The sequence below is a fragment of the Commensalibacter sp. M0133 genome, assembly GCF_016101485.1.
Taxonomy (GTDB): Bacteria; Pseudomonadota; Alphaproteobacteria; order Acetobacterales; family Acetobacteraceae; genus Commensalibacter; species Commensalibacter melissae.
The window spans coordinates 1,001,737-1,024,978 of record NZ_JACFQI010000001.1 but is presented as its reverse complement, the minus strand read 5'-3'; the positions used below and the strand labels follow the sequence as shown (position 1 = coordinate 1,024,978).

At 35.9% G+C, this 23,242-nt stretch carries 19 protein-coding genes; 5 read left to right on the top strand and 14 right to left on the bottom strand.

Features of this window, described 5'->3' with window-relative positions:
- Positions 1-116: 116 nt before the first annotated feature.
- Both H3T46_RS04610 and H3T46_RS04605 read left to right on the top strand, forming a co-directional pair.
- Positions 117-1,193, top strand: coding sequence for a cobalt-precorrin-5B (C(1))-methyltransferase (locus H3T46_RS04610; RefSeq protein ID WP_198197706.1), 1,077 nt, complete (start codon positions 117-119; stop codon positions 1,191-1,193).
- 126 nt (positions 1,194-1,319) lie between these two features.
- Entirely contained in the window at positions 1,320-3,089 is a 1,770-nt protein-coding gene (locus H3T46_RS04605) for a glycosyltransferase family 2 protein (protein ID WP_198197562.1), read from the top strand.
- Positions 3,090-3,125: 36 nt separating this feature from the next.
- Here H3T46_RS04605 and H3T46_RS04600 read toward each other — a convergent pair whose 3' ends face one another.
- The 5 genes from H3T46_RS04600 to H3T46_RS04580 form a co-directional block, all read right to left on the bottom strand.
- On the bottom strand, positions 3,126-3,851 hold the full coding sequence (locus H3T46_RS04600; RefSeq protein WP_198197560.1) for a glycosyltransferase family 2 protein: 726 nt from the start codon (positions 3,849-3,851) through the stop codon (positions 3,126-3,128).
- Complete coding sequence (locus tag H3T46_RS04595) at positions 3,851-5,473, bottom strand: capsular biosynthesis protein (RefSeq protein WP_198197558.1); 1,623 nt, start codon at positions 5,471-5,473, stop codon at positions 3,851-3,853. Before H3T46_RS04595 ends, H3T46_RS04600 begins: the two co-directional genes overlap by 1 nt.
- Entirely contained in the window at positions 5,470-5,844 is a 375-nt protein-coding gene (locus H3T46_RS04590) for an HAD-IIIC family phosphatase (RefSeq protein ID WP_122124011.1), read from the bottom strand. The genes H3T46_RS04595 and H3T46_RS04590 overlap by 4 nt, the downstream gene beginning before the upstream one ends.
- Positions 5,845-5,891: 47 nt before the next feature.
- Positions 5,892-7,772, bottom strand: coding sequence for a discoidin domain-containing protein (locus tag H3T46_RS04585; RefSeq protein WP_198197556.1), 1,881 nt, complete (start codon positions 7,770-7,772; stop codon positions 5,892-5,894).
- Positions 7,773-7,960: 188 nt separating this feature from the next.
- A complete protein-coding gene (locus H3T46_RS04580; protein WP_155580832.1) occupies positions 7,961-8,911 on the bottom strand; it encodes a hypothetical protein in 951 nt (316 codons plus the stop codon).
- 144 nt (positions 8,912-9,055) lie between these two features.
- Here H3T46_RS04580 and H3T46_RS04575 point away from each other — a divergent pair, with 144 nt between their 5' ends.
- Entirely contained in the window at positions 9,056-10,792 is a 1,737-nt protein-coding gene (locus tag H3T46_RS04575) for a glycosyltransferase family 2 protein (protein WP_198197554.1), read from the top strand.
- 560 nt (positions 10,793-11,352) lie between these two features.
- Here H3T46_RS04575 and cobM read toward each other — a convergent pair.
- From cobM to cbiE, 3 genes are read right to left on the bottom strand one after another with little or no spacing between them, the layout of a single operon-like run.
- Complete coding sequence (cobM, locus tag H3T46_RS04570) at positions 11,353-12,108, bottom strand: precorrin-4 C(11)-methyltransferase (RefSeq protein WP_155565886.1); 756 nt, start codon at positions 12,106-12,108, stop codon at positions 11,353-11,355.
- The gene (locus H3T46_RS04565) at positions 12,105-12,542 is read right to left on the bottom strand and encodes a cobalamin biosynthesis protein (protein WP_198197552.1); all 438 of its coding nucleotides are present in this window, start codon (positions 12,540-12,542) and stop codon (positions 12,105-12,107) included. Before H3T46_RS04565 ends, cobM begins: the two co-directional genes overlap by 4 nt.
- Positions 12,487-13,692: a precorrin-6y C5,15-methyltransferase (decarboxylating) subunit CbiE gene (gene cbiE / locus H3T46_RS04560; RefSeq protein ID WP_198197550.1), complete on the bottom strand. Its 1,206-nt coding sequence runs from the start codon at positions 13,690-13,692 to the stop codon at positions 12,487-12,489. Before cbiE ends, H3T46_RS04565 begins: the two co-directional genes overlap by 56 nt.
- A gap of 118 nt (positions 13,693-13,810) precedes the next feature.
- On the opposite strand from cbiE, the gene H3T46_RS04555 reads away from it, so the two are divergent.
- Positions 13,811-14,575: a cobalt-precorrin-6A reductase gene (locus H3T46_RS04555; protein ID WP_198197548.1), complete on the top strand. Its 765-nt coding sequence runs from the start codon at positions 13,811-13,813 to the stop codon at positions 14,573-14,575.
- A gap of 1 nt (position 14,576) precedes the next feature.
- Here H3T46_RS04555 and cobJ read toward each other — a convergent pair whose 3' ends face one another.
- The 6 genes from cobJ to cobW are packed head-to-tail and all read right to left on the bottom strand — an operon-like array spanning position 14,577 to position 22,287.
- Positions 14,577-15,341, bottom strand: coding sequence for a precorrin-3B C(17)-methyltransferase (gene cobJ, locus H3T46_RS04550; RefSeq protein WP_198197546.1), 765 nt, complete (start codon positions 15,339-15,341; stop codon positions 14,577-14,579).
- A 1-nt stretch (position 15,342) separates the two neighbouring features.
- Positions 15,343-16,062: a precorrin-2 C(20)-methyltransferase gene (cobI, locus tag H3T46_RS04545; RefSeq protein ID WP_155580825.1), complete on the bottom strand. Its 720-nt coding sequence runs from the start codon at positions 16,060-16,062 to the stop codon at positions 15,343-15,345.
- 1 nt (position 16,063) lies between these two features.
- On the bottom strand, positions 16,064-16,699 hold the full coding sequence (locus H3T46_RS04540; protein ID WP_110438521.1) for a precorrin-8X methylmutase: 636 nt from the start codon (positions 16,697-16,699) through the stop codon (positions 16,064-16,066).
- An 11-nt stretch (positions 16,700-16,710) separates the two neighbouring features.
- On the bottom strand, positions 16,711-17,901 hold the full coding sequence (locus tag H3T46_RS04535) for a hypothetical protein (protein WP_198197544.1): 1,191 nt from the start codon (positions 17,899-17,901) through the stop codon (positions 16,711-16,713).
- On the bottom strand, positions 17,894-21,244 hold the full coding sequence (gene cobN / locus H3T46_RS04530) for a cobaltochelatase subunit CobN (RefSeq protein ID WP_198197542.1): 3,351 nt from the start codon (positions 21,242-21,244) through the stop codon (positions 17,894-17,896). Before cobN ends, H3T46_RS04535 begins: the two co-directional genes overlap by 8 nt.
- Positions 21,245-21,246: 2 nt before the next feature.
- Positions 21,247-22,287 carry a cobalamin biosynthesis protein CobW gene (gene cobW / locus H3T46_RS04525; protein ID WP_198197540.1) on the bottom strand — a complete coding sequence of 347 codons (1,041 nt, stop codon included), beginning with the start codon at positions 22,285-22,287 and terminating at the stop codon, positions 21,247-21,249.
- Positions 22,288-22,439: 152 nt separating this feature from the next.
- Between cobW and H3T46_RS04520 the strand changes: the two genes are divergently transcribed.
- Entirely contained in the window at positions 22,440-23,153 is a 714-nt protein-coding gene (locus H3T46_RS04520) for a nucleoside/nucleotide kinase family protein (RefSeq protein ID WP_155565876.1), read from the top strand.
- Positions 23,154-23,242 lie beyond the last annotated feature (89 nt).

Here is a 23,242-nt window from a genome sequence, read left to right as displayed (position 1 = left end):
TATTGATGATTGAAATAACCTGTAAAATACAAGCCATTTGAAGAATAGCAATCATAGATCAATTTTCCCTGATTTAGAATTAAATTAAAAAAATTACTATTTCGTGAAAAGGAGGAATATTGGAACATGTCAAAAAATTAAAATATGGTTGGACAACGGGGGCTTGTGCGACAGCAGCTGCAAAAGCGGCTTATTTGGCTTTAAAACGTGGTTTTTTTTCGGATCGTGTTACAATTACTCTTCCACAGGGGAAAAGAGTTTCATTTAGGATTTTTAACCACAAAATTCTGGATCGGCACTGTGCCATTGCCTCGGTTATCAAAGATGCGGGGGATGATCCTGATGTTACCCACGGAGCGGAAATCCGTGTAAGAATAACAATCTTGTCCATTGATCGTGGAATTGTTTTCAAGGCAGGAAAAGGTGTGGGGACAATTACTAAACCGGGATTACAATTGCCTGTTGGTCAGCCTGCAATCAATCCAGTACCTCGTCAAATGATCCGGTATGCATTGAACGAGGTATCTTTTTCCCCTGATGTAGAGGTGGAAATAAGCGTTGTTAATGGAGAGGAGCTTGCAAAAAAAACGATGAATCCAAAATTGGGTATTATGGGTGGATTATCGATTTTAGGAACAACAGGCATTGTTGTACCGTTTTCTTGCGCAGCATGGATCGCGAGCATTCATCGCGGGATAGATGTGGCACGGGCTGCAAATTTGACGCATCTGATTGCCTCTGTCGGGAATGTATCTGAAGAAACGGCCAAAAAAATCTATACACTGCCCGAATCAGCCTTTATTGAAATGGGTGATTTTGTCGGGGGAGTTCTGAAATATCTAAAAACACATCCAGTTCAATGGCTAACCTTGGCAGGAGGCGTTGCTAAATTTACAAAATTGGCACAAGGTCATCTGGATCTTCATTCTGGTCGTTCACAGGTAGATTTTGCACAATTGGCAGAATGGGTTGCGGAATTGGGGGCGGAGGATAGTTTTGTTGAGAAGGTCAGGCTGGCTAATACTGCCCTGGGGGTTTTCAGGAACTGTCATGTAAAACGGTTGCCACTGGCTGATTTTATTGCAGAAAAGGCACTGGCAGTTGTAAAAGAAACGCTTGATCCCGTGATTTTTAAAATCGAAATTCTGATGGTTGATCGTAAGGGTAATTGTCTTGGGAGGGCGTTTGCATAATGTATTAATAATATCAAATATTGGATTTCTGATTAATTATTAGATTATCATATTTTATTAGAAAAGATTGCTAAAATAAGGTAAGTGTTTAGATCAATCATTAAATGAAAGCGGGTCCGATATTATATGCATGTTCTTCAAAATCTGCTTTTTAATAATCATTTATCAGATATTTCAGAAAAATTATATTTTGATATTCAAAAAGGCGGTATACAACCGTTATCGGAAAATGATGGAATTATTCTTGAAAAAAATAGCAGAATTTCTTTTGGAACATATTTCAATTATTTTTCCTTAAATACATGGCGTAAATATTGCCAACTCAAAGATCTTCATTTTCAGTTACAGGGAAAAGGTGAATTTGTATTGAGGTTCTGGCTGACAGACAAAAATTACCAGCCTTCTTCATCAAAGCGTGTTATTGAAAAACAAGTTTATTTAAATAAAGATCAAGATTGTTTTTGCATTGATTGCTCATTTTTATTGAAAAAACAAGGCATTCTTCATTTTACAATAGATACAAAGGGCGAATGTTTCATACAGGGTGGTTCTTTTTGCACCAAAACAGATCCTGTTAACTATGTAAAATTAGGAATAGTTATTACGCACTATAATCGTAAAAAATATCTGATCCCTGCCATTCGGCGGATAGAAACGCAGCTTTTATCCAATGAATCTTTTAAAAACAACATTGATCTTATTATTGTAGATAATTCTCGAGATGTTTCTTCAGAAGAGGCAGGGGAGGCGATTGTTATTTCTAATCTCAATTATGGAGGATCCGGGGGATTTACACGCGGATTACTGTATTTGAAAGATCATCATTATACACATTGTCTTTTTATGGATGATGATGCCAGTTGTGAAATTGAATCTATAATCAAGACTTTCAGATTATTGCAATATTCAGTCGTGGAGCGATTGGCAATAGCTGGAACCATGTTATATGAAAAAGAATCGACAATCATTCATGAGAAGGGTGCCCAGTATAAGCCCTTAAGCTTGATACAGCTATATTGTGGTCTTGATATATCAAAATTTGAAACTATTATAGCGACTGATTTAGATAAAAAGAAAATTGAATATGGTGCCTGGTGGCATTTTGCCTTTAAGATTGAAGATGTAAATTATTTTCCATTTCCTTTTTTTGTTAAGGGAGATGATATGCTTTTCGGATTAATGAATCATTTCAATATCATTACTGTGAATGGCATATGTGTTTTTGGAGAGGATTTCCGTTACAAGGATGGCCCCTTACCCCGATATTTAAGCGTAAGGGCCAATTTTGCTTTGGCTTTGATATATTCAGATTGTTCTTTATGGATTTATGTCTGGCGTTATATACGTTGGATATTTATTTCCATTTTAACCTATCGTTATGCTTCTGCCCGAGCTACTAGCATTGCTTTGCAACATGTTATGCGAGGTCCAGAATTCTGGACACGCTATTTATCCTTAACGGATATATATCCTGCCATTTCGAATGTATTGTCGGAAGAGAAAATGGATGATGTTGATATAGATCAACTAAAACCAATTATCAGGCAAGTTCGTTTTTCCATATTGAAAAAAATCATTATTATTATGACCTTCAATGGCTTTTTTCTTCCTGATTTTTTTATTAGAGACAGACTTATTCTGAGTAAAAAGGAAATAAAACATTTCCCATATGAAATATTTCTAGAGGGGAATATATTATATTATTCAAGTGAATATAATAAAGGTTATGTAGCGATATATAATAAAAAAAAATTTTTTTCCGAATTGTTTTTAGGTTTGAAATTGATGATTCAATTTGCTGCCAGATTCAAAAAATTAAAAAGAGAATATAGACAAGTGGTTCCAAAAATCATGACAGAAAAATTTTGGAGAAAGGTTTATCAATTCAAGAGATGATTGGTTAACTGGACATAGTCCAGTTTTATATCAAAGCTAAGAGTTTTTGCATAAAGCTTCATATTCCGCGGGAACCCCACAGAATGTTATGCAATCTTTATTAACAAGTTTATAGTGAATTTTTTTATTATTTTGAATTAAATAATTATATAAGGGCGCTATATATAATTCGGATGTAGAAGGCGTTTTTCTTTCTTGTTGAAGAGCATATAGGAAATCTCCAGATTTCTTGAAGTGATAAAGACCGTCACAACATAAATCGGATATTGGTTTTTTTTCTGCGGTTCTTAGAGCGATAGGCTCTTGACTTTCAGAATCTGGTTCCACGTAAGACCAGTTTTCACCATTACCCTTAAATACTTCTAGATATCCGTCAGAATGTTTAAACCATTCTTGTTGGGGAAAATGAAAATCCCTTCTAAAGGTATCAATATTGAATATTGTCAGTGCCATGTTATTTTCAAGTCCGGCTTTGTGAATTCCATATTCTACAGTTTCTGCCTGTCCAGCGGTAGGATGATCTAGAATGACTATATTTGCTTTTTTGATACCAAGCTTGTCAATTTCAGTTTGTATAAAATTTTTCGTATTCATAGTTGAACGGGCAATGAACAGAAATGGAGTATCTTGGAAATATGCTTTGAAACTTTCAACTGAATGGGCAAAAACTGTTTTTCCATTTAAAGGCAACATGTATTTAGGTTGCGTATACCCAGCTTTTGAAAAACGGCTGGACAGTCCCGCCATTGGAATAACTATCATTAATCTTTTCTTTCAAATATCGAATATAAACGTAAGGCATTTGCAATAAATGCTTTTTGTCGATCAGGGCGATCAGCATGTAAAGGTAACATCGACAAAAATAATGCTATAGTCATAGCTTGGATTTCTTTGCTTGAAACCGTAATATTTGCAATATTTATTTTATTAAAATATGTCTGTAGCCATTTATGGGAAGATGATAAATCAAATGTTAGTTCGAAATCATATTGATTATTGTTAATAAGATTATAGCGTCCTGTTATGATAAAGTCATATAACCCGTTAATTGAATGGGATAGCTTGGCCATATCATAACGTAAATCACCATAATTTTCCTTTATATGGGGAAATACATATCCTCTTGGATCAATCACTGTAATACGACGATTGCGTGAATTATATAAAATGTTACTGAAACAAAAATCGCCATGCATGATTGTACATAATTCTTCAGGATTTTTTGTAATAAAATCTGACAAATTATTTGCAATAGTTAATAATGATGGATATTTATTACCATTGAAAACGAGGTCGTGCATGATATTAAAACCTGTTTGATTTGAAAAGAATTCCAAACGTTCAAAGGTTTTGTTACCTACTAAATGTGCAGTGTAATCGTCCCGCTTTTTTTTACCTTTTTGTTTTGCGCATAAATTCAGGAAATCAGTACAAGAGGCCAGAATTTTGTTCCATGTAGCTTTTCCAATATCTGAAAATACGAATAATTCAGCTAGCGTTGGTGTGTATTGATATTCAGTGGAATAGAATGTTTTGTCATTATCTTGTCCGTATTCGAAAAGACGAGCGGTGTAGGGTTTTAGATTTGGTGGAGTTGATTCCAACCATTCTGCTTCAGCAAGCATCTTAAAAGAATCAGAAGAAATTTTTTTAACTGTATTTGAGGTAATTTGGAGTGAATTAAAGGCCCTTGCAGTTGTAACCAAACGTCTTGATTGAAAATAAGTCTGAATATGTCCAAAGTCATACCAGTTTTTAATAGCTTTTATTTTTAAGGGCTGATGTTTGTTATATAAGTTTATTCCCTCAATAAAATTCCCACGTGCTTGACATAAGGACTTGATCAGTTCATTCCCCTTTGAGAAAGAAAAATAGCCACAAGCTACTGGACGGTAATTATTTTCATCTTTGGTTGATTTGATGGTTTCAAGATTTTTAATATATTTATCATCAGCTTGATTGATTACTGCCCAAGAATAATCGTCACCATCAGGATAACTTGCAATAATATCCATTTCTTGAGGAATATCATCAAGAATTGTATCACCGTGTAAAATACGTATGTTTGAATTGTATGCATTGATGACATTAATCGTATATACTAGGGAATTTCCTAGAGACATGTCATCCGGGACAGAAACGATTACTACACCTTTTTCTTTTAAAGTATGTTTATCATAGGGAGTAACAATAAAGCTATCAGGCAAAGTCAGGTAGATTAGTGAATTTTCAATTAAGTTTTTTCTAAAATTTTTAACCTGTATTTCAAATAATCTTCCCGTTCCCAAAGGTAGAAAGGAAGGGGGAATTAAACCAAATTCGGCTGCCAGTTCTTGATTCACATATGCAGCAGAAGTGATAATATTTACGCAAGATGAAGTCATTTTTTTGTTTCAATTAATTTTGTAATTTCATCAAAAGACATTGAAATGAATTCAGACGGTCGTATGGCACGATCATCAATATAAAATCCCTCTTTTCCACACCATGGTTTTCCTACATAAATTTCATCATATGGAATTTCATGTTTTTTTAACCATTCAATGATAATTGGTAAAGTATTGGCATTAATCTTTCCAATATCACCGTTATAAGTATACATATTTCTGGCTGTTTGAATAATAATTTCAAATCCTTGTTTCTTGTATTCCCTTAATTTTTGAATAACTGGTAGATTCGGGAGTTTGTCAGCATAAGAAACACCCGAAGTGTTAATAGTTAAGGTATCATCAAGGTCGAAAACCAAACGTTTCATATAAATATTCAATTCATTATTAATATGTATAAAATTATATATAAATGTTAAAAAATTGACATTTCAACTTCAATTAAATTGTTTGAAATAATTGGGGTACCAATACATTGGCAATTAAGAAAATAGTAATCTATTTTATTTTCATTTTCTTCCTTTAAATCCCAATTTCTTACAAAATAATTATGAGGCCCTTCAATATTTGTATGTTCTACAAAACGTTCAAATAATTTTTGATAATGATGATAGTTATTCATCTTATTTTTATCGATTGAGATTTTTATTGATTTATTCTTTTGCTGTGATGATAAATACAAATATCCCTCCAATTCGGAAATATTAGAAACCAAAGTTTTTTTCTGGGCATCAAAGGAGAGACAAAAATAGCGTAAAATATTACAGGTATTTTTTTTCTCGATGAGAAAAAGGGATAAATCAACAAGGTGATTTGTATTTTCAAAAAATAAGTGTGCAGGTCCTGTTTCTGGATCTTCCGAATCTGTGAAGGACTGACCTATATCTAAATAAAATCTTTGTCGTTCCACTGGATAATTATTATAATTCCAGTGAAAATCTAAAGCCGATTTTTTTTTATCCAGTTTCCATTTTTCAGTCAGTGGCAATGTCTGTATTCTGGATTTAATGGCTTGCAAAAAATCATTAAGGATGATTGAAGCTTGTAATTTGTTAGGCAATCTTTCTTTTTTTTCTAGTCCAATTAATTGTCTTCCCCATGATGTACAAACAGCCAAGGTTGTTGATGCATAACAATCTCTCGGAAACCATTTAATGGATGAAATATGATCTGGTAATTGTGATCCTATAGATAAAATTTCCTTGATTTCTATTAAATAGTTAGGTTTTGTCCATAACATAAAACAGATATGAGTATAATATCCAGAGCCGAACTGGTTGAAAATGGAAATAGGAATGACTTCTTCAAGTGCAACGAAAAAATGAGAGGATAAAAAAGGTGCCAAGTTTTTTATCTCTTCAACTTTTTCAAGAATTAAAAACCAATCCTTTTTATGGGCAAATAATCCCTCGATTTGGGTTGCTGAAATACGGGTAAGTCCGATTTCATTAATGATATGTTCTTTTAATTGGGGAAGAGATTTATAGTGATGCCACATCCAAGTTCCATGATTAGTAGTGATTTCAGCGTCAAGATCAACATCATAATCGTAAGATCTTTGTGAGGCAATTGGAGTTAAAGCTTTTTGATTCAATTGATTTAGTATGGAGGATATTGTAAGGTGCCTTACAAAAAGACTATTTGAAGCCATTGTACAAAAGTAGTCAAAAACAAGATTATTTTTTGCGTAATCCAACGTTTCAAGATGTCCTAATAATAGAGTATTTCCCCATTTGTGTCTTTTAAACCCTCCATTAATGATGATAATACGGTCACTAATTGTTAAAGCAGCCTTAGGAATGGGTCTATTATGTGGAAAATTTAATATTAAAATAACATTTTCTGGTGTAAAAAAAAGAAAGTTATTAATATATAACATTAAATAATCATCAGATTCATTGAATAATGTACTAATAACTATCCTGCTATTAGCTGCCTCTTTTTTTGTTTTTTCTATAAAAGAGGAGATATTTATTATTTCTTCATTATTGTCGATGTGGTTATTGTCCAGTGTTATTTCCAATTTATCTAAATTGCCTTTAGAATTTAATTGAAATTTAATATACTGTGCTTGAACCTTTTTACTTAAATGAATATCAAATTCGGTTGGATTATCCCAATGATGACTGGGTTGTGTATAATAACATACCCAATCCTGGTTATTGTTAGATAAGAATATTGAAAATAAAGGTATACTGATATCATTGTTATTAAAGTTTTTGATATGAAGTGTATCAATTGTATTTTCTTTTCCTAAGTCAAAAACTTTAGAAGGAAACCATATTTTTTGCATCATTATTTTTAATGTCTTTAATTGTTAAACTGATGTAGAAATCTTATGAAAATTTAATATTTTGAACATATATGAAGATTTATATTTCGATACATTAACCTTAATTGATATTAAATAAAAGTTATATCAAAAAAAATAATTAATGATCATAAACAAATTCACTGTTGATTTAATGATAGATTGTAATCTAATTACAAATTAGAAATAAACTTCCTGACAGGATCACAAATATTTCTATTAATTCTTTTAACCCCATATAAATGGTTTTTATCATAAATTTGCCAAATATAATTGCCATCATTAAGGTATTCTTTTTTTTGAAGGAAATCTGTATCTTTATTTAGGAGAGATAGAACCGTTTTAATATTAATTTTGTAATCACCTTTTTTAAACAGTTTATTATTTAAGATTTTTTTTAATTTATTCTTAATGAATGGATTAAGAAATTTGTTATTGTCTATTTTTGTAAATTTACTCCATAGTATCCTATCAAAATCATGAACTTCTGAAAAAATATAGGGTAATCCGTTGGGTTGATATCCTATGCAATGAGCTAGCGTTGAAAAAAATATTTCTTCTTTAGTGTAGTGATAGTTAGTATCCAGCAAATTGTGTTTGTTAATAAGGGTTATAATTTCGAATAAAACATTTGTTTCATAAAAGGATCCTTCTATTTGTGATGCAAAGATAGCGCCTGAATTAAAAGAGTTAACAAAGTTAGTGAAAATCTTATCCTGTAAAACCATATGTGCAGGCCACCAATAAGATCCGGGTAAAACCAATCTTAAATTATAGGCAGATTTTGTGGTAGAAACGTAATTTTCAACTTTATTGGAAATAAGCATATCATTTGATGCATGAAATACGATAATGCCTCTCTCTTTCATATTTTTAATATATTCAATATTGGCAATATGCCCTGCTATTACATTTCCCCATGATGTGTCAGTTTGGTTATTATTGATAATAACATTTTTGATTTTTAAATTTTTTATTTTTTCATTTAAATTATTTGTTGTTATTTTCGAAATTTTGGAAATATGTATGATTATGATGCAGTTAGAATAAAATTTGTTTAAATTATCAATTTGATTAATGATTACATCAATATTTTCATGAACGAGCAAAGAAACATAAATCATTACTATATTAACCCTAATAATGTGTTTAAAAATATAAAAACAATAAATTTTTATATTGAGCTTAAAATTATTCTTATAAGAAAGTAAATTGATTTTTGATATTTTTTTAAATAATTATGATTTAAAAAGAAAGGAACAATTTTAATGGAAAAGCACATATTACATAATTTTTCTTGGGGCGTAGAAACTCCATATGTTGCAGAAAATGAAATTTTTTTCAGATGCCCAAAAGATGTTGTTATACAGGATGGTAATATTTATATTGATGCTTTTTCACATGTGTCTTTTAACACTTATTATAATATCTTTCCTTCCAAGCAATATGTTAAGTATACGAATATTAAAGATTTAAATGTTGGGGTGGTTGTAAAAGGTAAAGCAAAGATAGAAGTATATGGGATTAAACAAGAATTGGCACATTCCTATGAAGTTAACTTACTATCGCATTATTTTACTAATGAAGTGAATTTAACAATTGAAAACTGGTCAAAATATGATGCTGTTTATTGTCGATTGGCTTCATGTGAAGATGTTGTTGTTTTGAAAAAAATATTTTTTTATACCAAAGATGAACCGACACAGGATGTAAAATTAGGATGTTGTTTTTGTACGTATAATAGAGAAAATTATATAACAAAAAATGTTAAGAAAATTCATGAAGGTATTGTTAATTCACAAATAAATAGTTTAATTTTTATTTCTAATAATGGAAAAAAAATAAATATAAAAAATAATGATATAATTCATTTGGAAAATAGCGATAATTATGGTGGGGCGGGCGGTTTTACAAGAGCTGCATTAATGGCCTCTGAGATGGGCTGTACTCATATTATATTCATGGATGATGATATCGAGTTAAATTTTGAGTCCGTATTTAGAACTTATGCTTTTTATAGTTTTATAGCCAGTAAATATAAGAATATTTTTCTTTCTGGATCCATGTTTTCTTTAGATGAAAAATGGTTGCAATATGAAAGAAATACAATCATTGACAATTATGGCATGCATCATCAGGGTCATTGTCAAGACCTGCGTTTATATGGGGAAATTTTACAAAACGCGACTTGTGGATTGGTCAATGGTGTTGCTGGTTGGTGGTTTTGTGCATTTTCAACCCAGCATTTAAAAGATTATGGAATGCCGTTGCCTATTTTTATCCGTGGTGATGATATCGAATTTTCTCGACGTTGTAATGCAAAAATTTTGTCATTACCTGGAATTTGTGTTTGGCATGAGCCTTTTTATAAAAAATACTCTGAAATTATGGAAGATTACTATCTCCTGCGCAATGTATTGATTTTTTCATTTTCTACGCCCCAAAATTTAATCGAATTTGGCATGCGTTTTTTTCGTAACAAATTCATTAGAAATATTACGACTTGGAATTATGTAGCCTTAAAAATGAATATGATGGCTGTTGAGGATTTTATTTCAGGTAGATATGAAGCAAATCCATATGAAAATCATCAAAGAATTGTCAATGTTTATAATTCTGTTAAAAAGAATAGTAGTGTTGAAGGGTTTGTTTATTATGAAAATCAATATACTCATATCAGGTTAAGAAAAAAGATTTTGTTATTTTTATTAAATTTTATTCTTTCACCTTCTGAACAAGGTGTTTCACAAAAAGGATTTAATCGTAGACCTTCTGATTTTATAAGAAAACGTGAAGTAATTGTATATGATTTTCATAAACAATGTGGTGAGAAACATTTTTTTGAGAGAAAACATTTAATTTTTTATATTATGTTTTTTATTAAAAATTATTTATGTATCTTTTTGCAACAAAGTAAGTTTAGGGAACAAATGCTGCAATTTAGAAAAAAAACAACCACTAAAGAATATTGGAATACTTTATTGAAAAGAAAGGTAAAAATTTAGAACTAAATTTTATATCAAGTTAATTTCAAGAATAGGTAAAGATAAATTTTATATATTTGCTTTACCTAATTCTTAATAATTAATTAAAATAATTTTGACATGTGTTAAGGTTATTAGTCGTGTCTTGTTTATGTTATGCATTTTGATTAAGTGTTTTAGGATCGAAGGTGTTTAACTCAATTTTTCGTAAAGTATTGTATGGGAATGTGATCCAACGGAATATGTTGTTAGTTTGAGATAACATTAAATATTTTATTATTATGAATTTTTTTAGTTCCTGAATACGATTTCAGGGATAATATGAATCCAGATTGCTGGGTTAAATCTTGCAATTTCTTGTCACAAATTACTTTTGTATGAAAATAGGTTTGTATTTTAAAATTTTTTAAATGCATTTACTGTTCACAACAACTGGAATTAATGTTGGCAATGGTAAGAGATATGTTTTAAAAAATGGTTTCATTCTGAATGAATTGTTTTTTTATAATTACATGTGATAAAAATCAAAGGACTGAAAAATGATCGAAAAAGGTTTTAATATTTATTGAATAGAATAAATATTATTGATTTTTAAAACGACGTTGATAGTTAACATTATATAGGGCACTTTCCATATGGTTTTTACTACCCATAGCAGGACCAACCATAATTAACGCAGTACGTTGGATTGGATTGGCGTTTATTTTTTTTAAAATAGTGGCCAATGTTCCCTGTATAATTTTTTCATTTGGCCAGCTTACATGCGCAGCGATGACGATTGGACAATTTTCTCCATAAAAAGGAACCAAACGCTGAACAATTTCTTCAATACGATGAATGGCGAGATGAATGATCAGTGTAGTGCCAGTTTGTGCATAGGTTTCTAATTTTTCTTTTTCTGGCATTACTGATGCACGTCCAGAAATGCGTGTTAAAACAATGGATTGTGCTATTGTTGGAATAGTCAATTCTTTTTTTATGATTGCAGCAGCGGCTGCAAAAGCGGGGACACCGGGTGTAAGTGTATAGGGAATGGCGTGTTTTTCAAGTCGGCGGATTTGTTCGGCAACAGCACTATAAACAGAGAGATCCCCTGAATGTAAACGGGCAACATCTTTTCCTGCCTGATTTGCCTTTACAAATTCAGCTTCAATCTGATCCAAATTTAGTGGGGCCGAATCAATCAATTGTGTATCAAAAGAGCAAAATTTCAGAATATCTTTAGGAATAATAGATCCGGCGTAAAGACATACTGGACATTGTTCCAAAAGCTTTTTCCCACGTAATGTTATAAGGTCAGCAGCCCCTGGGCCTGCCCCGATAAAATGGACGGTCATGGTGTTGAGGATCCTTTATAGGCTAAAGATAAGGTAACTCCTTTATAAATCATCTTTCGCATCAGTAAATGATCTTTTTCGTGCATAATGGCTAAAAGACAGGCTTCTGAAACAGCACCAAAACCGGTTAGTTCATAAATTCTGTTTGAATAAGATTGACAGTGGGACTGAAGATTTTTGAGCGTGTCCAATGCAATGAATTGAATGGGTAGTTTATAATGATGTTGCAGGATTAGATAAGTGCTATCTTTTTGTTTAAAAGCAGGCGCAGCAATTAAATAAATAGAAGCCCGATAGTTTCGTTTAATTTCTTGCAGTGTACAATATATATGTTTGGCATTTGTTTTTTTTTGACTGCCCAGACCAATTAATAAAGTGTCAGGGGAGGCGCGTGACGCAATATTGGGTAATGGTACGGTCGGGTCTGAAACCATGATAATTCCCTAAAGATTCATAATGCTGGATTTGAAGGCGGCTGATTGTTCCGCCCAATTGCTGTTGAGTCTGAAAAAGAATTTGATCGCTTTCGGTCGTTACGGAATTAATAACCAGCCGTCCATAAGGATGAAGGTTTCTCCATACAGTTTTTAAAAGATCAGGTGCTGTTAATCCACCTCCGATAAAAACGGCATCAGGACGTGGCAGTTTATCTAAAACTTCGGGGGCCTTGCCTTCAATGATTTTCAGGGAGGGGACACCCAGACTATATGCGTTTTCCCTTGCTCTTACAGCCCGATCATGACGTGATTCAATGGCAATGGCCTTACAGCCGGGATGGGTTAACATCCATTCGATGGCAATGGAACCGGATCCCGCGCCAATATCCCATAACAAAGCGCCAGGAAAAGGTTGCAATGCTGATAAAGTTGCCGTGCGGATATATTGCTTTGTTAATTGACCATCATGTCGAAAATAGGAATCTTTTCGTCCATGGCAATAGGGAAGCCCTTCAAACCGGTCTAATTCAAGGGCAATCATGTTTAAAGGGTCAATTGTTCCGGGCAGGGATTCTTTTAATAAAAAAGAACGTATCCGTTCCCGCGGTCCACCAAGCGCTTCAAGAATATAAAATAATTTATATGGGATTTGCCATTTTTCCAGATATGCCTTGACGTTATGAGGTGTTGATTCATTTTCGGATAAAATAAGTGTTTTACGACCCGGTATTAAGGCTGGGCGCAAGGTTTCCAACGAGCGACCACATAAGGAGATTGTATCAATGGTTTGTCCTGACCAACCTAACCGGTTGCAGGCAAGGCTATAGGATGAAAGGGTGGGAAAACTTTGCCAATCATTGATAGCCAAGGATTGTACGGCTAAAGGACCAATCCCATACCAGAACGGGTCACCTGACGCAATAATTGCAACTGATTCAGGTTTAAGGTTATTGATTTTGTTTATGGATTCTTGAATGGGCGATGACCATATTTCTGTTTGACCTTGAATAAGGGTGTTTGCCAGTCTCAAATGACGCTTACCACCGAAAACGTAAGATGCGTTTTTTAGACATCTACGAGCCTGATCGGAAAGGGAGTTGATACCATCTTCGCCAATACCAATAATGCTAAGAAAAGGGTAAGTCATGTTATTTACAAAAACTACTTATTAATTCTATCAGGTAACGGAAATGAATTATAGCTGGGGTAATTGAAAAAATCATGTAATCTATTTATGTAATGACAAATTTTTATAGGTATCTTTAGTGGGACAAAAAAGAAAAAAGATTTTGCTTTTAGGTGGCACAAGTGAGGCTTCCCAATTAGTACACTGTCTGCAAAATAATGATTCCATAGAAGTTATTTTTTCTCTAGCGGGTGTGACAAAAAATCCTGTATTACCCAGAAATGTGATATCACGTGTGGGTGGGTTTGGTGGTGTCACCGGATTGATAATGTGGTTAAAGAATAATCAAATAGATTTCCTAATTGATGCAACACATCCTTTTGCCCTACAGATGACTAATAATGCCTGGAAGGCAGCGAAGATTTGCAGAATTCCCTTTTTGAATTTGCAACGTCCGGCATGGCAGAAGCGGGATGGTGATCATTGGTATGAGGTAAATTCAATTCCTGAAGCAGTAAAGGTTTTGGGTCATAGAACGTTAAGGGTATTTTTAACTATCGGTCGTAAAGATATATTATTATTTAAAGAGAATATTATCCAGCATCATTATTGGATAAGAAGTGTTGATAAGCCTGATGATACGGTTTTGCCAAGTCATGCCGAGGTCATTATTGCCAGAGGACCTTTTGATGTGCAAAGTGAATATGATTTTTTAAAACAATACCATATTGAATGTATTGTTACGAAAAACTCCGGTGGTCAGACTGTTTATGCAAAAATTGATGCGGCAAGGAAATTGTCAATTCCTGTGATCATGATTCAAAGACCTGTTATGCCCCAACTTCCTTCTGTTTCAACTATGGATAAGGCTTATCAATGGTTGATGAGTCATCTTCAGGGATAATTTATTCGGTTATAATCGAACGAGATGTGTAGAACCAGGGACGTATATTTTCCCGTGACTGGGGAATTAATTGACTATAACGGTTGCCAATCAAGACCAGGGTTTGCATATTTCCCATGGAACCTTTGGCATCGCCCAGGGTGGTTAGGTGAATATGTTCGTTTTTTCGGGAAATTGCCTGACAAAAAGCCACTGGAATATAGGGAGGTAAAATTTCCTTCAATAATTCAAAAGCTTTATCAAGTTGCCATGGTCTCGCTTTGGAAACGGCATTATAAAGGGCTATGACAAAATCAGCCTGAGCCGCAAGCCTTAAACGGTGCAGAATAAGTTTCCAAGGTTTCAGATTATCGGAAAGGGAAATGGCGCAAAAATCATGACCTAAAGGCGCCCCTAGTCTTGCAGCAGCCGCAAACATGGCGGAAATTCCTGGTAAGATAGTTATTTCAATCTCTTTCCATATTGGTTTTCCATGATCAATGGTTTCAAAAATAGCACTGGCCATGGCAAAAACGCCGGCATCTCCTGAAGAGACAACCCCAACCTTATAGCCTTTTCCGGCAAGTGTTAACGCATGTTCGGCACGATCGAGTTCTTCGCGATTATCTGATTTATGTTTTCGTAAAGATGGTCTATCAGGGATGCGATCAAGGTAAGGACCATAGCCAATTAGGTCTGTTAAGGTTGGCAAAATTTTTGATGCTTCAATCGTCAGTAAATCAGGATCTCCAGGACCAAGGCCTATGATGTATAGATGTCCCGTCATCTCAATTCTCCTTACCGGCGATAAGGATGAGTGAAAAATAGGGCGCTTTTTCATCCTGCATTTGTGATAATGGCAAGATACGTTCCTGGTTTTGGGTGCCACGTTCAATATAGGTTGCTTGTTCAAGCAAATGGGTCTGCTTTAAAGCGGTTTTAACCTTTGCAAGATTGCGGCCAATTTTCATGATGACGATGGATTCACACTGGTTCAATTTTACCAAAAGTTTGTCGAGGGGTAAAGTCGCGGACAAAATGGTTAAGGTTTGATCATTGCGAACAATCGGTAAATGTAATCGGCTCCAGCAACCATTCATTGCCATAACGCCTGGAATGGTCTCTATGGTATATTGTTCTTGTAATCTTTCCAATATATAAATTGCAGATCCATACAATAATGGATCGCCTTCACATAACAATCCTATATCTTGTCCTTCATCGAGTTTTTTTTGAATCTTAGAGGCACAGTGATCATAAAATGTTTCTAACGTTTCTTTATATTCAGGAGCATAATGAGGGATTTCTGTAGTCAAGGGGTATTCAAAACGTAATTCTGTTAATTCATGGATAAGGAATGGTGTGGCAATTTGACGTGCATGACCCATTTCACCTTTTTTACAGAAATAAGCGATAAAAGAAAGGGAATTTAGAATGCGTCCGGCTTTTTTTGTCACCAATTCAGGATCGCCCGGTCCCATACCCAATATAAATAATGTGCCTTTCATTTTATATTTCCTGTTTTTGGGCCAAAGCGTTCAATGCGGCAACACCCATGGCGCTTCCACCCTGTCTGCCCGTTATGATCATATATGGAATTTTTCCCCATTCTTGCAATGCCAGTTTTGATTCAGCCGCACCCACAAAACCTACAGGGACGCCGATAATTGCTGCAGGCTGGGGGATTTTCTTCTGGTCTAATAAATTGATCAAATGAAACAAGGCTGTTGGTGCATTACCAATGACCACAACCGCCTGTTTCAGGGTGTCCCCCCATAAATGGATGGCAGCAGCGGAACGCGTGTTTTTTATATCTTGGGCAATCTTGACTGTATCGGGATGGTTCAGGGTGCAAATAATTTTATTATTGGCGGGCAGTCTACGTCGAGTAATTCCATGCGCAACCATTTCTGAATCACAAAAAATCATGGAACCCATGAACAGGGCCTGTTCACTTTTTTCAATAAAATCGGGACTGAATACGATATTTTTTGTTATTTCGATCCGTCCACATGCATGGATAACCCTGACGGCAATTCTGGCTTCATCTTCTGTAAAATTAGATAGGTCAGCTTCTTTGCGAATGGTTGCGAAGGAATTTTGATAAATAATCTTGCCATCATGGATATAGTCATAAAGAGGCATGAATGTTTTTCCTATTTCATTTCAGAATATGTAATGAGTTTAGCGCTGATTTCTTCCAAATCTAGATTTTTGTAAAGGCTTTCATCATTTGCCCTGCCGTGTAAAATAAAATTATATCCCTTGGGGGTTGCACATAGGGTTAAAGGATTTTTCAGGGGAGATGCGCATCCTTTTGCACAGCCAGATATATGCAGTGTCTGTAGTTTGGAATGCCAGAAGCGTATAAGTTTTTGAACATCTTTCATCACGGGTTGCATTCCCTGAAGACAATAGGGTTTACCCGGACATAAGACGATATTTAAACGAGGATCCTGTTTATCGGTAATAAATGATTTCAAATGGGTATGAGCTGCGTTTGAACAATAGGGCAGGATAATTGTCCGATCGGGGGTGAGCTGCAGGGTGGAATTTCCATATTGATCAGAGATGTCTGCCAGTAGACTTAAATCTTGACTATGGAGCAATCCAAAGGGAATGCCGAGATGATAACCATGTGGAAATTGACCAATCGAAAGTTTTTCAATTGAAGTTGGATAGGTATAGGATTGTTTGGAACATGAATTTTCCCTTATAAATTGATCAGCATAGTCTTGATGAAGCAGGCGGAAATAATTGTGTTTATTGCAAAATTGCAAAATCTGTTTAAGCAGTTTGGCACAATTATCCAAGTTACAGGGTATTACCTGTTTTGCATGACCTAATTGCAAAATCCATTGGTCATGATGGATACGTAGATTAATATCGGCATGATGACGGGTTAAGGGGAATAATCCTCCCCCGTCAATAACGAAACTAAATTTGCCAGTCAGAAATTTTACAGTCTCATTTTCAATGATTTCATGTTGTATACACTGGGCATAGCGTATGGTATCTCGGTGGCAAGAAGGGTCGATACCGGCCAAGGGTGAAATAAGAATATTGCGTTTACCTTCTTCCAATGCATCGGGACTGCATAGATTTTCATTTTTGGCTAAAGGTATGAATTGTTGGATATGTTCCCGGGCAAATCCCCGTAGTTGCAGATTGGCCTTTTGTGATAAATTAATAAAGCCATTTCCCAAATCAGATGCTGCTCTTGCAATAAAACGGGCCTGTCGACTGGTTAATTTTGCAAAAGAAGGCTTAACTCGACATAACCATCCATCTCCTGTCTCCATAGGATGATAAAGCGATGGACACCATCCCCGACGTATATTATTCATCGCTTTCTTCCAGTTTCATGAAAACGCTGTTTGATTTTGGATGCCACAAGCCACGTTTAAGGGATTCATTGAAGCGATTTTGAATGGATTTTTTTGCCGCTGGATTGGAATTTTGTAAAAATCGGTTAACAGTATCATTTCCAAGCGTTGCTGCAAAGACGAGTTCAAACTGTTGATCAAAGCAATGGGAAAGCGTTGCTGAAAAACTGAAAAGTGCATCGACAGAACGGGCTATTTCCGCGGCTCCACGATAGGAATGGTTCATCATTGCCTTTATCCACATGGGATTGGCAACACGTCCACGCACTATACGGTTGACTTCCTCAACCAATAAACGGATTTTTGGATTTTCTGCTTTTGAAGTGTCACCGTGATATAAGTTGGGTGTATTGTCAAAGAGTTTTGCGGCTGCCGCAAAACCACCTTCATGGGCAGCGTAATCAGCGCTATCCAGAAGATCAATTTCGGCATGGTCTTGACTGTGAAAAAAAGCCTGTGTTGTTTTTAAACGTTCTGAAAGCCCTTGTCTATCGTAAATTCCATCTTGTCCGTTTCCATAACTATAAGCTGAATTTTCCAGCCATCTTTCGCCAAGTTCCGCTTGTTCCTGCCAATTTCCAGTATTCAAGGCGTATTCTATGCCCGTTCCATATGTGCGTTGGGCTGTACCATAAATGCGATTAAGCCGGGAATGATGGCTTCCGGGGGGGGTATTTTGAAAGAGATATGCCAAGTAATTCCAATCTTTATCTTCGGCACGTTGGGCAAGGGTTTTAACCGTTTGATCAAACAATGTGATCTGATCTTCAAACGCATCACGGAAAAACCCTGAAATGCGGAGTGTTACGTCGACGCGCGGTCGGTTCAATTTTGCCAATGGGATGATTTCAATTGAAGTAACACGATTTGAACTTGTATCCCAGATGGGTTTGACCCCCATGAGAATATAGGCTAGAGCCAGGTCCTCACCGCCTGTTCTAAGATTGGTGCTTCCCCATAAATCAATAACAATATGTCGCAGGTGATCACCATTTTCCTGTATAAATTTCAGCAAAAGCTGTCCTGCCATCTTTTCTGCCAGAAGATAGGCAGTACGAGTGGGAATACCACGTGGATCAACCGTATACAAATTACGTCCGGTTGGGAGAACATCCAGTTTTCCTCTTGTGGGTGCCCCAGCAGGGCCAGGCTGAATAAATTCTCCATTCAAAGCGTTTAAGAGCGATTGTTTTTCATGCTCGGCACATTGGTAAAGATTCGATTCAATCTCTGATATTTTATCGGGGGCATAATGTTTTATTGTTTCTAGAAGATGCTGGAATTGAATTGGAGGTTTACCAAAAATATGTAACCCTTTCCGTATTTGCAAATCCTTGACATCACATAAATAGGCATCCAGATGGTTCAGGGCGACCTCATCTCCGCTTTCCTTGCGGTTGATGCCTGTTTCAGCCAATAAACCGCAGGATTCTGCTTTATCCAGAATAGTCCCGAGAAGAAGTTTGCTGCGTCGATGGTCCAAACCATCAGCTTCAGCATAATCATCGATTAACCGTTCTAGTTCTGCGGCATCGCCGCTAAGGATTGTCTTATTGACAGGAGGCGTTAAGTGTCCGATGGTAACAGCACCGAGACGTCTTTTTGCGCAGGCTGCTTCACCTGGATTGTTAACAATAAAGGGATAGATGACGGGTAAGCCCCCCAGCAATACAGCAGGGGAACAATGATCGGAAATTGCGGCTGCCTTGCTTGGTAGCCATTCCAGTGTACCATGCGTTCCCAGATGAATGATGGCATCAATGGATTCATGATGGCGTAACCATAAATAGAAAGCGATATAACCATGGCATGGTGGAATATCTGGATCATGATAAGTGTTTTTATGATTTTTTGAATCAGCTCTTTCAGGCTGGATCGCGCAGATGATATGGCCTAATTGAATATATCGTATGGTAAAATTTTCTTTTTGCAGCGTTTCATCTTTTTCAAATTCTGGCCAGTATGCCAAAACCTTTTTTCTGAATGTCGTAGAAAGTGTGGAAAAATATTGTTTATAATCAGTCAGGGATAAAGTGGCCCTGGTACCTGACTGACATAAAATCTGGATTAAATTTTTACAGTCGGGAATTACGGATCCTGTTTGATATCCATTCTTTTTCAACCATTGTAAAATATGTTCAAGACTGGCAAAGCTGTCCAAACCGACGGCATGTCCTTCTTGTCCGTTGACACCCGGGTAATTTGAAAGAATAATAGCAATTTTCTTGTCATGATTGTTTTTTTTTCTTAAATTAACCCATCCGTTAACACGGTTTGTAACGAGATCTATTCCTTTTTGATAAGGTTCATATCGTGTTTGGTTATTTTTCTCTTTTTTAAATCCTATGGCAGTTGTCGAGATTTTACCGTCAAGTTCAGGTAAAACAACCTGGATGGCAAGATCGGTTTGGGATAGGCCACGAAAACTTTTTTTCCATAAATGTTTACTGTTACTAGGCTGAAGAATTTGCAGGACTGGCACATTAAATGTTCTAAAAAGAGAATGATTATAATCTTGCTGTATAGAAAAATATGTGGCGTTTAAAATTATTGTTGGGTGATTTTGGTAGAGATATTGCCCAACCCAATGGGAAATTTCTGGGTCTTTTAGAGAGGTTAGATAAACAGCCTTGATATTTATGCCTTTTCTGAATAAGGATTGTGCGAGGGAAAGAATAGGTTCGATATTGTTGGCCAGCAAATGAGAGCGGTAAAACAATATTACCGCTAGATTTTGATGGGCATGAAATGGATAAGGTAAAGGATATTCCCCAACCATCGGTAAAATGTAGGGGGTAATAGATTGCCCTATTTTATGGTCAAGATAATGGGCGGCAAGATTTAGGATGTAACTGTAATTTTCTCTTCCACCAGCCAGGAACAGTTCTTTGAATTGATTTAACAGGTCGGCGGGAATAGTGGAAAGATTATCAAGATGGGGATTTTCATAATTTTCACCAGAAATAATGGCCAGGGGAATGTGACGGGACTGACATAAGTTGTGGATTTCTTCCGTACCATAGCGCCATGCCTCAATTCCTCCTAATAATCTTAAAATTATGAATTTGGACTCGCTGATTGTCTGATCCAGATAGAGGTCGACAGACATTGGATGACGAAGACGGTTAAGAGAAACTAGCTGTATTGATGGAGAATTTTCAGGTTGCTGCGCTATGCAACTCGCCATCACATTCAGGTCATTATCGGAAAAGGACAGAAAGACAATATCGGCTGGTTCATGTTGCAAATCTTCAGCCGGTGCCTGTTCATCCAGACTTGTAATTTCTCGAACCAGGATATGCATTATTAAATTTGTGTTTCCAAGGCTGCCTGAATGGCCTTTTGATTGATGCTTTTCTGTCCAATGATGATTAATCGTCCTTGAGATTGTTCATCTTGATACCATGGACGGTCAAAATGATAACTAAAGCGTTCACCGACCCCGTGTATTTCAAGGCGCATCGGTTTATCGATAACCTGGATATAACCCTTAATGCGTAGTATATCGTGCAGGTTTGTTAGTTGAAGGAGTTTATTTTCCAAGGCTTTTGGACTCGAGACTGGAGGAATATCGACAACAAAACTTGTAAAGTCATCATGTTCATGATCTCCATCCACACCATCATGATGAGAGGGACGTGTCTGTAAATCATTTTCAGCCCCGGCGTGAATACCCAGGATCACTTCTGGCTCGATTTTTCCGTGTGAAAGAGGCAGAATTTTCACGGCTTTTGGAATTTGTTTTTTGATTTCATCAGTTAGATACCCAAGCTGTTCTGAGGTGATGAGATCCACCTTATTGAGAAGGACAAGATCTGCGGAATTAAGCTGATCTTCAAAAACTTCCTGCAGGGGATTGTCATGATCGAGTGAGGGATCAGCCTGACGTTGTTGAGCGATTTTTTCTGGGTCATCCGCGAAACGTCCAGCAATAACAGCGGGGGAATCCACAACAGTAACCACACCATCAACAGTCATTTTGGTTTTGATATCAGGCCAGTTAAACGCCTTGATCAAAGGTTTTGGTAATGCCAGCCCAGATGTCTCTATAATGATGTGTTGAGGTGGAGACGGACGGTTTAATAATGACTCCATTGTTGGCAGAAATTCATCCGCAACTGTGCAGCAGATACATCCATTTGCCAGTTCAACAATATTTTCCTCCTCACATCCTGGAACAGCACATTTTTTTAGGATCTCACCATCAATACCCAGAGCGCCGAATTCGTTAACTATAATGGCTATTCGCTTATTGGCGTTTTTTTTCATGATTGAACGCAATAGGGTTGTTTTTCCTGAACCAAGAAAGCCTGAAATAATGGTTGCCGGGATGCGAGAGGGTTGCATAAAAAGCCTTTAATCGGAAATTACATAAATTGTTGTGAAAGATTGAATTTACGATTTTTACAAAACCAAGGCAAGAGACGTTTGTTGAAATACAACGTCACGATATATTATTGAATATTATGAGATTCCTTGTTTTAATAGAATAGGTTGAAATGCAGTATAAAAGTGAGACACCATTGGAAGACTTAATCTTGCCTGTTTCTTACATAGAAAGGGCAAAGGCGCTTTGTGCAGAGGGAATGCGTAAAATTTTGGCCATCGCAGGTGCTCCAGGATCGGGAAAGTCAACGGTTGCCCGTCTTTTGCAGCAAGCCTTACCAGACTGTTCGGTTCTTGTTCCGATGGACGGTTTTCATTTGGCAAATAAAGAATTGGAAAGATTGGGTCGTAAAGAACGTAAAGGGGCACCGGATACATTTGATGTGAAAGGCTATCTTGCCTTACTTCAGAGACTGAGAAATCAAAAGCATGATGAAGTCATTTATGCCCCGGAATTTGATCGAACCATTGAAGAGGCAATTGCCGGTTCCATTCCCGTTTTTCCTGAAACAGAGTTGATCATTACCGAGGGTAATTATTTATGTTTGACACAAGGGGACTGGCAAAATCTGGCTGAACTGTTTGACGAGAAATGGTTTGTTATGGCACCTCAACAGGAACGGCAGCAGCGTTTAATCAATCGGCATTGCTATTTCGGTCGTACGCCTAAAGAGGCAAAGACCTGGGTTGAACAAACGGATGAACCGAATGCCCGGTTAATTGAAAATAATCGAACAGAGGTGGAATTGGTGATTGAGTGGATGGATGTGTCCAAGAGAAGTTGGGTGAAAAGGTATGGAGGTGTTGAGAAAAATATTTATTTGTAGAAAATGCCTAGCCAAACCTAAATGCTAACTTGAAAACAATTATGGGAAGAGGGATATCTTTCCTGATCCATTAAAGAACAGGGTCAGGA

Excerpts from the sequence above, each read along its gene's own strand:
- H3T46_RS04590 (WP_122124011.1), bottom strand. The coding sequence starts at position 5,844 with ATGAAACGTTTGGTTTTCGACCTTGATGATACCTTAACTATTAACACT.
- cobN (WP_198197542.1), bottom strand. The coding sequence starts at position 21,244 with ATGCATATCCTGGTTCGAGAAATTACAAGTCTGGATGAACAGGCACCG.
- H3T46_RS04585 (WP_198197556.1), bottom strand. The coding sequence starts at position 7,772 with ATGATGCAAAAAATATGGTTTCCTTCTAAAGTTTTTGACTTAGGAAAA.
- cobM (WP_155565886.1), bottom strand. The coding sequence starts at position 12,108 with ATGACCGTCCATTTTATCGGGGCAGGCCCAGGGGCTGCTGACCTTATA.
- cbiE (WP_198197550.1), bottom strand. The coding sequence starts at position 13,692 with ATGACTTACCCTTTTCTTAGCATTATTGGTATTGGCGAAGATGGTATC.
- cobJ (WP_198197546.1), bottom strand. The coding sequence starts at position 15,341 with ATGACGGGACATCTATACATCATAGGCCTTGGTCCTGGAGATCCTGAT.
- H3T46_RS04605 (WP_198197562.1), top strand. The coding sequence starts at position 1,320 with ATGCATGTTCTTCAAAATCTGCTTTTTAATAATCATTTATCAGATATT.
- H3T46_RS04580 (WP_155580832.1), bottom strand. The coding sequence starts at position 8,911 with ATGATTTATGTTTCTTTGCTCGTTCATGAAAATATTGATGTAATCATT.
- cobI (WP_155580825.1), bottom strand. The coding sequence starts at position 16,062 with ATGAAAGGCACATTATTTATATTGGGTATGGGACCGGGCGATCCTGAA.
- H3T46_RS04595 (WP_198197558.1), bottom strand. The coding sequence starts at position 5,473 with ATGACTTCATCTTGCGTAAATATTATCACTTCTGCTGCATATGTGAAT.
- cobW (WP_198197540.1), bottom strand. The coding sequence starts at position 22,287 with ATGCAACCCTCTCGCATCCCGGCAACCATTATTTCAGGCTTTCTTGGT.
- H3T46_RS04575 (WP_198197554.1), top strand. The coding sequence starts at position 9,056 with ATGGAAAAGCACATATTACATAATTTTTCTTGGGGCGTAGAAACTCCA.
- H3T46_RS04565 (WP_198197552.1), bottom strand. The coding sequence starts at position 12,542 with ATGGTTTCAGACCCGACCGTACCATTACCCAATATTGCGTCACGCGCC.
- H3T46_RS04600 (WP_198197560.1), bottom strand. The coding sequence starts at position 3,851 with ATGATAGTTATTCCAATGGCGGGACTGTCCAGCCGTTTTTCAAAAGCT.
- H3T46_RS04535 (WP_198197544.1), bottom strand. The coding sequence starts at position 17,901 with ATGAATAATATACGTCGGGGATGGTGTCCATCGCTTTATCATCCTATG.
- H3T46_RS04540 (WP_110438521.1), bottom strand. The coding sequence starts at position 16,699 with ATGCCTCTTTATGACTATATCCATGATGGCAAGATTATTTATCAAAAT.
- H3T46_RS04520 (WP_155565876.1), top strand. The coding sequence starts at position 22,440 with ATGCAGTATAAAAGTGAGACACCATTGGAAGACTTAATCTTGCCTGTT.